Origin of the sequence: Mycobacterium sp. 1164985.4, assembly GCF_001668575.1 — a bacterium.
In the GTDB taxonomy this organism is placed as follows: domain Bacteria; phylum Actinomycetota; class Actinomycetes; order Mycobacteriales; family Mycobacteriaceae; genus Mycobacterium.
In genome coordinates this window covers 117,873-127,978 of record NZ_LZMD01000060.1, presented here as the reverse complement: position 1 = coordinate 127,978, position 10,106 = coordinate 117,873, and the positions used below count along the sequence as shown (strand labels likewise).

General features: G+C 66.3%; 10 protein-coding genes. 4 read left to right on the top strand and 6 right to left on the bottom strand.

Features of this window, described 5'->3' with window-relative positions:
* Nucleotides 1-133: 133 nt before the first annotated feature.
* A complete protein-coding gene (locus A5650_RS11180) occupies nt 134-637 on the bottom strand; it encodes a methylated-DNA--[protein]-cysteine S-methyltransferase (RefSeq protein WP_067290616.1) in 504 nt (167 codons plus the stop codon).
* Nucleotides 637-2,121: a DNA-3-methyladenine glycosylase 2 family protein gene (locus A5650_RS11175; protein WP_067290614.1), complete on the bottom strand. Its 1,485-nt coding sequence runs from the start codon at nt 2,119-2,121 to the stop codon at nt 637-639. Before A5650_RS11175 ends, A5650_RS11180 begins: the two co-directional genes overlap by 1 nt.
* Nucleotides 2,122-2,279: 158 nt before the next feature.
* Between A5650_RS11175 and A5650_RS11170 the strand changes: the two genes are divergently transcribed.
* Nucleotides 2,280-3,116: a mycofactocin-coupled SDR family oxidoreductase gene (locus A5650_RS11170; protein ID WP_156744086.1), complete on the top strand. Its 837-nt coding sequence runs from the start codon at nt 2,280-2,282 to the stop codon at nt 3,114-3,116.
* Nucleotides 3,117-3,149: 33 nt separating this feature from the next.
* Here the strand turns inward: A5650_RS11170 and A5650_RS11165 are convergent, their stop codons facing one another.
* Nucleotides 3,150-3,956: a FadR/GntR family transcriptional regulator gene (locus A5650_RS11165; protein ID WP_067290551.1), complete on the bottom strand. Its 807-nt coding sequence runs from the start codon at nt 3,954-3,956 to the stop codon at nt 3,150-3,152.
* A gap of 167 nt (nt 3,957-4,123) precedes the next feature.
* Between A5650_RS11165 and A5650_RS11160 the strand changes: the two genes are divergently transcribed.
* The gene (locus A5650_RS11160; RefSeq protein ID WP_067290548.1) at nt 4,124-5,290 is read left to right on the top strand and encodes an amidohydrolase family protein; all 1,167 of its coding nucleotides are present in this window, start codon (nt 4,124-4,126) and stop codon (nt 5,288-5,290) included.
* Between the two features lie 18 nt (nt 5,291-5,308).
* Here the strand turns inward: A5650_RS11160 and A5650_RS11155 are convergent, their stop codons facing one another.
* Genes A5650_RS11155 through A5650_RS11145 form a run of 3 tightly spaced genes read right to left on the bottom strand, consistent with a single transcriptional unit; the run spans nt 5,309 to nt 8,151 of the window.
* Nucleotides 5,309-6,526: a CaiB/BaiF CoA transferase family protein gene (locus A5650_RS11155; RefSeq protein WP_067290545.1), complete on the bottom strand. Its 1,218-nt coding sequence runs from the start codon at nt 6,524-6,526 to the stop codon at nt 5,309-5,311.
* Nucleotide 6,527: 1 nt separating this feature from the next.
* Entirely contained in the window at nt 6,528-6,947 is a 420-nt protein-coding gene (locus tag A5650_RS11150) for a Zn-ribbon domain-containing OB-fold protein (RefSeq protein WP_067290541.1), read from the bottom strand.
* Nucleotides 6,948-6,954: 7 nt separating this feature from the next.
* A complete protein-coding gene (locus A5650_RS11145; RefSeq protein ID WP_067290538.1) occupies nt 6,955-8,151 on the bottom strand; it encodes a thiolase C-terminal domain-containing protein in 1,197 nt (398 codons plus the stop codon).
* 108 nt (nt 8,152-8,259) lie between these two features.
* Between A5650_RS11145 and A5650_RS11140 the strand changes: the two genes are divergently transcribed.
* Together A5650_RS11140 and A5650_RS11135 are read left to right on the top strand one after the other, a co-directional pair.
* Nucleotides 8,260-9,462, top strand: a complete 1,203-nt coding sequence (locus A5650_RS11140; protein WP_082950719.1) for a cytochrome P450 — start codon at nt 8,260-8,262, stop codon at nt 9,460-9,462.
* A 109-nt stretch (nt 9,463-9,571) separates the two neighbouring features.
* On the top strand, nt 9,572-10,090 hold the full coding sequence (locus A5650_RS11135) for a hypothetical protein (RefSeq protein ID WP_067290595.1): 519 nt from the start codon (nt 9,572-9,574) through the stop codon (nt 10,088-10,090).
* Nucleotides 10,091-10,106 lie beyond the last annotated feature (16 nt).

Below are 10,106 nucleotides of genomic sequence, written 5' to 3'. Positions count from 1 at the left end.
CCGGAAGCTAAGCCTGCCAGCGCCAATGATACTGCCCCACACGGGCGGAAAAGTAGGACACCGCCGAACACAAATTAAGCCCTGTGGCCCCCAATTCGATTGGGGGCCACAGGCATTTGTGTATCCAGTCGTTTCAGTCGAAGAGCGTCATTGCCGGTGACACCCTGCTTTTCTCCATCTCGAGAAGCGCTCGCTTTCGATCGAGGCCACCGCCGTACCCTGTCAAGCTCCCGTTGGCGCCGATGACGCGATGGCACGGAACGATGATCCCAATCGGGTTGTGCCCGTTGGCCAAACCGACTGCCCGAAAGGCGCCGGGGGCCCCGATCTGGCAAGCGATCTCGCCGTACGACCGTGTTTCTCCGTACGGAATCGTCAGGAGCGCGGCCCAGACCTTCTTCTGAAACGCCGTGCCCACCATGTCGAGTCGGAGATCGAACTCCGTCAGATCGCCGGCGAAATAGGCCTGCAGCTGTTCAACCGCGTCCGGGAACGCGCCGTCGTCGGCGACCCAGCCTTCGCGGCTCGGCTCGTAGGTCTGATCGACCATCCTAAGATGCATCAGCCGGTCATCGCGACCTGCCAACGTCAGTTGACCGACCGGGCTCTGCGTCGTGCGAAATCGTAAGGCTGTCATCACTTCTCCTTCGGCGGCCAGAAATTGACCGCATGATCGAGCGCGGTCCACAGGTGCTGCGTGACGTACGAACGCCACGGTCGCCAGCGGACGCTGTGTTCGGCGAGCGCACGCGCATCGCCGGGCAGGCCTAGTTGTTCGGCGGCGAGCCGCACGCCGAGATCGGTCACCGGGAAGGCGTCGGGGTCGCCGAGGCCGCGCATCGCGATGATCTCCGCCGTCCACGGACCGATCCCCGGCAGAGCCCGAAGCTGCTCACGCGCGTTGTCCCAATCGCAACCCGCGTCCAACACCACGTCACCCGCGGCCAGGGCGCGGATCAGCGCCGTCAGCGAACGCTGTCGTGACTTTGGAAACGCCAGATGCGCGGGGTCGATCTCGGCGAGACGATCGACGGCCGGAAACACGTGTGTCAGAACGCCATTCACGTCGGTGATCTGTTCACCGTACGCCGATGCCAGTCGGCCGGCGTGCGTACACGCCGCCTTCACCGACACCTGCTGACCGAGCACCGCCCGCACCGCCAGTTCCTGTTCGTCGACGGTCCGCGGTATCCGTTGGCCCGGGGCCTTGGCTACCAAGGCGCTCAGATCGTCATCGGCGCTGAGCGCATCGACGACCGCTTCGGGATCGGCATCGAGGTCCAGGAGGCGTCGGCAGCGGGCGATGGCCGTGGCCAGATCGCGGAAGTCGTCGAGGACCACCCGGCATTGCACGTGGTCCGGTTGCGGTGTGAGCGCGACGATTCCGCAGCCGTTGGGTAACCGCAGCGTGCGTCGGTAGGTGCCGTCTCTCACCTCCTCGACGCCGGGCACCGCGCTGGCCGCCAGATGGCCGAACAACCCCTCGTATGCGAACGGTGTGCGGACCGGCAGCCGCAGGGAGATGGCTCCGGCGACGCCGTCACCCCCGCCGAACCGTGCCCGCGCACGCTCGCGCAGGACGGTGGGCGCCACGTCGTACACCGTGCGAACGGTGTCGTTGAACTGGCGGATGCTGGAGAAACCCGACGCAAACGCGACGTCGCTGAAGGGCAACTCCGTGGTCTCGATGAGCACCCGCGCCGTCTGCGACCGCTGCGCCCGCGCCAATGCGAGTGGATTGGCACCCACCTCCGCCTGCAGAAGCCGCTCGAGCTGGCGCGTCGTGTATCCGAGTTTGGCGGCCAGCCCGGTGACACCCTCGCGATCGACGACGCCGTCGGCGATCAGCCGCATCGCCCGCGCCACGACATCGCCCCGAATGTTCCACTCCGGCGAACCGGGGGAGGCGTCCGGCCGGCAGCGCTTGCAGGCGCGGAAGCCGGCCTTCTGGGCGGCCGCCGCGGTCGGGTAGAACCGCATGTTGCGCGCGTACGGCGGGCGAACAGGGCAGCTCGGCCGACAGTAGATCTTGGTGGTCAGCACCGCGGTGACGAACCAGCCGTCGAACCGGGCGTCCTTGGATTGGACGGCTCGGTAGCAGCGGTCGAAATCGTCGTGCATGCTTTTCACCATTACACGCACGCACCGACAAGACTGGCGGAAAACCGACATGGTCGTCGGGGTGCGCGGCGGGTCCGACTCCACGGTGTCGGCGTCGAATTGCTTGACCACGGATGGCCCCCACCGTACGTTGGCTCAAACAGTCGTACATTTCAGCAATGCGGAGGCCGATGGCTGGCGGGCAGCGCGTCGCGATCATCACCGGGGCGGCTCGCGGCCAAGGCAGGGCCCACGCCGCGCGTCTGGCCGCCGACGGTATCGACGTGATCGCCGTCGACATCTGCGCCGACATCGAGACCATTCCCTACCCGATGGGAACGCGCGACGAGCTCGAGGAAACCTGCCGCCTGGTGGAGAAGGCGGGACGTCGCGCAAGCCTCCAGGTCGCCGACGTCCGTGACTTCGGCCAAGTCCAGCAAGCCTTTTCGGACGGAATCGAGGAGTTGGGTGTCGACTGTGCGGACATCGTGATCGCCAATGCCGGCGGATGTGCTTACCCGTCGGACGTCGACGAGGCCCGCGCGTTCAAGGATGCGGTCGACATCATGCTGGCCGGAGTGTGGAACACCGTGAAGGCTTCGACGCCCGCGCTCGTCGAGGCCGGCCGACCCGGCGCCGTGGTGCTGACCAGTTCCACGGCAGCGGTCAAAGGCTTCACCGGCGGATGGGGTGGTCTCGACGGCTATACGGCGGCGAAAGCCGGAATCCTCGGATTGATGCGGGTGTTCGCGAATTCGCTTGGTCCGCACAACATCCGCGTCAACGCGATCCTGCCCACCGGTGTGGACTCCGGTATGACGCGCAACGACGCTTTCATGGACTGGATCGCAACCGTCGCCGAGCGGCCGCTGACGAACCTCCGCAATCTCCTGCCTGACGTCAACATCCTTCAACCCGAAGACATTGCCGACGCCGTGGCGTGGCTGGTCTCCGAACGGGGGCGCTACATCACCGGGGTGTGCCTTCCGGTCGACGCCGGGTTCTGCAACGTGTAATGCACGTGCGAAGCGAGCCGATCCTCGGCCCTGTCACTGCCAGTCGACCAGGTCGTCCGCCAGCTCGGGAGCGACGTCGAAAATCGCCTGCGACGCAACGGCCATGTGCTCACGCATCAGCTCACGCGCCGCGTCGGGGTCACCCGCCTCGATGGCATCGGCGATGCGGATGTGGTCGAAGTGCAGCCGGGTCCTGGTCATGTCGCTGAAGAGGTTGGCGCCGCCCTGGGCGGTGCGGCTCGAAAAGATGTGGCTCACCGATTCGGTGAGGAGGTCGAGCGCGGGGTTCGGACAGATGTCGCGGACGAATACATGAAAGCGACTGCCGGAGTCGACGTAGTCGTAGCTGGACAGGTTCTGCTCGGTCACCCGGGCCATGCCGCGGCGGCTCTCCTCGACCATCTGCCCGACGATGTCGGGGTCGGCCGATCCGTCCCGAACCCGCAGCGCCGCCCGTTCCGCGGCGAGCGGTTCCAGGTAGATCATCGACTCGTTGACGTCGCGCATCGTGGCGCGGGCGAGCTGCAGATGCATCGTCATCGTCTCGCCGAAGCGTTGCGGACCGCGGCGCCCGACGACCGGGCCGCCGCCGTTGCCGCGACGAATCTCGACGATGCCCTGGAGCTCCAGCACCCGCAGCGCCTCACGGATCGACGCCCGTCCGACACCGAACTCGCTGGCCATCGCCTGTTCGGTGGGTAGCGGGCTACCGGGTGAGAGCTGGTCGAGCGCTATCCGTCGGACGATGTCCTGAGCTATTCCCAACGAGAGCTTGCCGCGACGAATCCGGGCCATCATCTCGTGGCGCGGATCGTCGGCCAGGCAGTCGTCGATCGACATCGGAGATACCGCCTCGAGGTGGGATCAAGGGTCTGAATAGTCGGACATTCAGCGTACTCCGGCACTCGCGGAAGCCTTGTGCCGAGGCCAAATATAGGTATATTTGAGCCGTCGCCGTTACGACGGACGCCGAGCCCTTCCGTCGACGCCGGCATCAGGAGGACGCGATGCCGCTGCAGGAACAACACCAGATCATCTCCGTCGACGATCATCTCGTCGAACACCCCCGCGTGTGGCTCGACCGGCTACCAGCGCGGTGGCACGAGGACGCACCCCAGATCAAAGAGGTCAACGGCAGCCAGTTATGGCATTACAACGGCGAACGATTTCCCACCATCGGGCTCAACGCCGTCGCGGGTAAGCCGCGAGAGGAGTGGGGTGTCGACCCCGTGCGCTACGAGGACATGATTCCCGGGTGCTACGACCCCGCGATGCGGGTCAAAGACATGGATGTCGACGGTGTGCACGCGGCGCTGTGCTTTCCGTCGTTCCCCGGATTCGCGGGAAGCACCTTCTTCCGCGGTAAGGACAAGGACCTCGCGGCGCTGTGCATGCAGGCGTGGAACGACTTCTACATCGACGAATGGTGCGCCACGGCCCCGGACCGATACATCCCGCTGGGGATGGTGCCGTTCTGGGACATCGACGCGGCGGTGGCCGAGGCCGAACGCCTCGTTTCGAAGGGCGCGCGAACCATCTCCTTCCCCGACACCACATCGGTATTCGGCCTCCCGTCGTTCCACACCGATCACTGGGATCCGTTGTGGCAGGTGTGTTCCGATGCCGACCTTCCGGTGTCGCTGCACTTCGGCGCCGGCGGATATGTGCCCGGCTTCTCGTTCTCCGGCGCGCCGTTCGCCCCGAAGACGATGAAGAGCAAGGCCGCTCCGTTCGCGGTGGCGATCGCGGTGTTCGCCACGAACTCTTGGTGGACGACGGTCGACCTGCTGTTGTCCGGCAAGCTCCAGCAGTTCGAAAACCTGAAATTCTCTTTGGCCGAGGGCGGCATCGGCTGGGTGCCCTACATGCTGGAACGAACGGACTTCACCTGGGAGCGGCACCGCTACTACCAGGACATCGACTTCGATGCGCGGCCGTCGGAGTTGTTCCATCAGCACTTCTGGACCTGCTTCATCGACGACGACCACGGTGTGGAGAGCCGGCACAAGATCGGCGTCGACCGCATCATGTTGGAAAGCGACTTCCCGCACTCGGATTCGAACTGGCCGAATTGCCGTAAGCGGGCCGCCGAGGCTCTCGCCCGCGTGCCCGACGACGAGGTGGCGATGATCGCCGAGACCAATGCGCGCACCTTGTTCCACTTCCCGCGTTAGACCGAAAAGCCGGCGCGGTCAGGTGATCGCGCCGCCGATCTTCAAGTTCATGATCGTCTCGTCGTCGTAACCGCAGGCGCGCAACAGGTCGTCCGTGTGCTCGCCGTGTCCCGGTGCGGGCTGCAGATCGGTTGCGGCCTCGTCGAACTGAACGGGTGCCGGCACCAGTGGCAGCCGGGCGCCGTTGTCATAGTCGACAATCGTGAAGAAGCCGTTGTCCCAGGCCTGCTGGTCGTTGAGCGTCTCACGTGGTGACTGCACAATGCTCCACTGGCCTTCTTGCTTGTCCAGGACGGTCTTCCAGTGCTCCAGCGGTTCTTTGGCGAACAGCTCATCGAGCAGCTCAACGCACCGCTCGATATTCTTGCGTCGACACGAGGCGGTCGCGAACCGCGGATCGTCGATCCATTCGGGCCGGCCGACGGCCTGGCAGAAGCCCGGCCAGTACCGGTCGGCTTCGAGCATGGCGAGGAAGACGAAACGGTCGTCGGCGGTTCGGTACACATTGGCCAGGGGATTGCCCGGACGGCGGCGATCACCCTTGGCCAGTTGATCGCGACCGGTGACGTAACTGCCCGCGATGCTCGACTGCATGGCCCACAAGCCCGCCGACAACAGCGACGCATCGACGACGGCACCCTCTCCGGTGCGCTCGCGGTTGTAGAGCGCGGCGCAGATACCGCCCGCGAGGTTCAGTCCAGCCTGGATGTCGCCGACCGCCGGGCCCGGCAGGTTGATCGGATAGTCGTAGTCTGCGGGCATGGCCGCGGTCGCCAGACCCGCTCTGGCCCAATAAGAGATCCCGTCGAAACCGCCGCGGTCGGCGTCGGGCCCGCGTACACCGTGACCGGTTCCTCTGGCGTAGATGATGCGCGGATTCCGGGCGCGGACGTGTTCGGCGTCGATACGCAGCCGCTGCCGGGCCGGCCCCAGGAAGTTGGTCAGGAAGACGTCGGCCCGCTCGACGAGGGACATCAGCGCCTCGTATCCGTCGGGATGCGCGATGTCGATTCCCGCACAACGCTTTCCGCGGTTGAGCACCTCCCACAACATCGTCACGCCGCCGTCGCCCGGCTTGACCCCGAACGCGGCCAGTCCGCGGATCGGGTCGCCGGTCTCGGGATGCTCGACCTTGACGACGTCGGCGCCCCAGTCCGACAGGGCGCTGGCCGCGGCCGGTACGAACCCGTAGAGCGCCACCTCCAGCACTCGCACACCAGCCAGCACCTTGGTCACGTCAGTCTCCTCCCGCGCTGTCAGGGATCGGTACCCATTGCGGTACCAGTACGCCCGCCGCATCGGGGTGGGTGACGAACCGCATGCGCTGCCCCTCGCGCAGCGACGGTGCACCATCGAGGTGCGTGACCAGTCGGACCGTCGGATGCGCCACGAGCGCGACCAGCGCGATCGTGTACGGAACCGCGAACGCGCGATGTACCGGATGATGGACGACGGCCCAGGAATACAGCGTCGCCGCGCCGTCGACCTCGCGCCAGCCCAGGTCGGTCGACGCGCAGCGAGGACATTGCGGCCGGGGCAGGTGGACCGGTGAATCGCAGGTGTCACACCACTGGACCGCGACCACGCCGCGTTGTGCTGCCTGCCAGAAGCCGCCGGTGTCGGGGTCGTCCACAACGGGGGAGGGCGCGTCGGTCAAGGCAGCCCTAGGTTCCGGTGGTGAGCATCAGGGCGCCGGTCGCGGTCGGTAGGCCGGACGTCACGAGGCACACCTCGGCGCCGGGTACCTGGCTGGTCGACGTCCCGCGGATCTGTCGAACCCCTTCCACCACATGGTTGAGGCCGTGGATGTAGCCCTCCGACAGGTTGCCGCCCGCCGTGTTGATGGGTAGGCCGCCGCGGGGGCGCAGTGCGCCACTCGCGGCGAACGGACCGCCCTCGCCCTTGGCGGCAAAGCCGTAGTCCTCCAACTGGAGCAGCACGGTGATGGTGAAGCAGTCGTAAAGTTGCGCCACGTCGATGTCTTGTGGCCCCAAACCGGCTCTGCTGTAGAGGGTCTCGGCGGTTCGCTTCGACGGTTGCTCGACGAGGTTCTCGCGCATGAGTGCGCCAAACACCAGCCCCGGTTGCTGATACGCATCGGCGCCCTGGGCCACCGCGCGGATGGACACGGGCGGTGCGGCAGTGTCGCGTGCGCGTTCACTCGAAGTCACCACGACGGCGCAGGCGCCATCGGTTTCCAGGCAGTAGTCGTAGAGGCGCAGAGGATCGGTCACCGGCCGGGAGTCCAGATAGTCGGCCAACGTCATCGATCTGCCGTGCATCTGCGCGGCGGGATTGGCGTTCGCATGCTCGCGGCAGGCTACGGCGATGGCGCCCAGATGCTCTGGCTCGGTGCCGAATTCGATCATGTGACGGCGCGCGATCAAGGCGAACATCTGGCCCGGCGCCATCAGACCGTAGGGCTGGAAGAACTCGTCGTAGGAGCCGTTTCCCCCGACCGGCATGCTCTGTCGTCGTCCGCGGCCGAAACGCGCCCCCGAGCGCCCGTTGAGGGATCGGAACACCAGCACCGACCGGGCCAACCCGCCGGCGATCGCCGCGCACGCCTGCGCCACCATCCCGGCCGGGGCCGATCCGCCGGTGCCGGTGGACCCCCAGTAGGTCAGGGCCGGCAGGCCGAGCACGTCGGCCAGGTCGTTGTGGCGCACGGTGTCCTGTTCGCAGCGCACGATGCCGTCGACGTCGGCCGGTGTCAGGCCCGCGTCGGCGATCGCGGCCGTGCAGGCCTGCGCCGCAAGCGCCAGTTCCGTGCGGCCGGACTTCTTGCTGTAGTCGGTGGCGCCGATGCCGACGATCGCGCAACGGTCGCGCAGCGGGTGCGGTGCCGTCGGCGCGGACATGCAAAGCACCCTAGCGTCAAACACCTCAAATATGACAGTATTCGGACTGGCCGCCGTCGGGCGCTGTCCGCGACGCAGCCCGGCGGCACGTGAACTCGGAGGTTGCGAATGACCGGCACACTCGACGCCCCGGCGCCGGAGATTCCGATCGATCTGTACTCGGCCAAATCGTTCAGCAGCGGCCACCCCTTCGAGCAGTACCGGTGGCTTCGGGCCAATGCGCCCGTCTACAAGCACCCAGCGCCGGACGGCGGCTTCTTCTGGGCGGTGACGCGCAACGCCGACATCCGCTATATCGAGCACCATCCCGAGTTGTTCCAGTCCTCGCCGTCGGTCGGCATCGTCGACGCGGAGATCGAGGTCGGCTTCCTGTCCATGGACGCACCGCGGCATGCACACTTCCGCAAGGTGATCGCCCCACGACTGGTCCCCGCGCGGGTGAAGCACATGCTCCCAAACCTGCAGGAACTTGCGACCGGGATCGTCGACGAGGTGGCCGGTCTAGGGGAGTGCGACGTCGTCGAACTCGCCGGGCAAATGGCCGGGTACACGGCGGCAGCCCTGCTCGGCATCCCTCGCGAACACGGCCACCGCCTCCATGAGTTGTTCATGATCACGCACAGCTCCCCAGACATCGTGGGCGAGGGGGCTTTTCACGCCGCGTTCATCGAGATGGCCGGCATGGGCTTCGAGGCGTTCGCCGCGAAGAAGGCGAATCCGGCCGATGACGTGTTGAGCGCCTACGCCAACATGGAGGTCGACGGCCGCCCGATTACGGACATGGAATTCATCGGCAACTTCATCCTCCTCAGCGACGGCAGCCTCGACACCTCACGCAACCTGATATCGGGCGGGATGAAGCTGTTGTTCGACCATCCCGACGTGCGTCGGCGCCTGACCGCCGATCTCGATGGGCTGCTTCCCGGGGCGATCGAGGAGATGCTGCGGCTGCTCTCGCCGGTGGTGTACATCCGACGCCTGGCCACCCGGGACACCGAGTTGGCCGGGCAGCCGATCGCCAAGGACGAGCGCGTGGTGATGTACTACGGGTCCGGTAACCGCGACGAACGCGTCTACGACGATCCCGAAGCATTCGACATCGACCGTAAACGCGGCGAGCACATCGCCTTCGGGGGCGGCGGCCCGCACTTCTGCGTCGGTTCCCATCTGGGTCGGGCGGAAGGCGCGGTGATGATCCGCGAGTTGCTCACCCGGCTGCCCGATATCGAACAGGCCGGCCCTGAGACGTGGGCGGCGACCAGCCTCACCTCGGGCCTGTCCTCTCTTCCCGTCCGGTTCACACCCGTCTGAGCGGACCTTCGAAGTCCCTGCTAACGAACCGGTTTCGGCGCGCTAACGATTCGAGCGTGCTTCTCGATCTCAGGTGCGCAACGAGGAATGTCGTGGTGTCGTGGAAGCGATGTCGAAACCAACCTTGCTTCTCCTTGGTGCTGTGGCCGCATGCTCGACCGCGGCCGTGTTCGCCGTGCCGCCGGCGCTCGCCGCGCCGGCGACGGATGGCCAGGGTTACGCCGACTCGACCGCGCGTTGCGCCGCGTCCGACGAGGCCGTGGTTTACGGCACCACCGCGACCTCGCGGGTGGCGATCTGCAAGACGCCCAAGGGCAGCTACGAATACCGTGGCGTGCGGCTGCGCGACGGCGCGAAACTGATCAGAATGGCCACCAAATCGGGCGATACTTTCACGGTTTACAACGACGGCTTCAGCTACACCGTCTCGGAGAAGTCGCTGGTTCTCGCGGAGGGCTCGCGGGTCATCCGCGACGAGGCGTGGCTAGATTTTCAGGGTGCCTCCTCTTCTTCCTCATCTCCGTCGGGGCCCGGAATGTCGCCGCCCCCAGCGGATTCGACGCCGACGACGTCCGCGAAGCCCCTGCCGCCGCCTCTGCCGGCGGAAGAGGGGCACACCGACAGCTGAGGGTGACCCTTTTATC

Excerpts from the sequence above, each read along its gene's own strand:
- A5650_RS11180 (WP_067290616.1), bottom strand. The coding sequence starts at position 637 with ATGACAGCCTTACGATTTCGCACGACGCAGAGCCCGGTCGGTCAACTG.
- A5650_RS11175 (WP_067290614.1), bottom strand. The coding sequence starts at position 2,121 with ATGCACGACGATTTCGACCGCTGCTACCGAGCCGTCCAATCCAAGGAC.
- A5650_RS11170 (WP_156744086.1), top strand. The coding sequence starts at position 2,280 with ATGCGGAGGCCGATGGCTGGCGGGCAGCGCGTCGCGATCATCACCGGG.
- A5650_RS11165 (WP_067290551.1), bottom strand. The coding sequence starts at position 3,956 with ATGTCGATCGACGACTGCCTGGCCGACGATCCGCGCCACGAGATGATG.
- A5650_RS11160 (WP_067290548.1), top strand. The coding sequence starts at position 4,124 with ATGCCGCTGCAGGAACAACACCAGATCATCTCCGTCGACGATCATCTC.
- A5650_RS11145 (WP_067290538.1), bottom strand. The coding sequence starts at position 8,151 with ATGTCCGCGCCGACGGCACCGCACCCGCTGCGCGACCGTTGCGCGATC.
- A5650_RS11140 (WP_082950719.1), top strand. The coding sequence starts at position 8,260 with ATGACCGGCACACTCGACGCCCCGGCGCCGGAGATTCCGATCGATCTG.
- A5650_RS11135 (WP_067290595.1), top strand. The coding sequence starts at position 9,572 with ATGTCGAAACCAACCTTGCTTCTCCTTGGTGCTGTGGCCGCATGCTCG.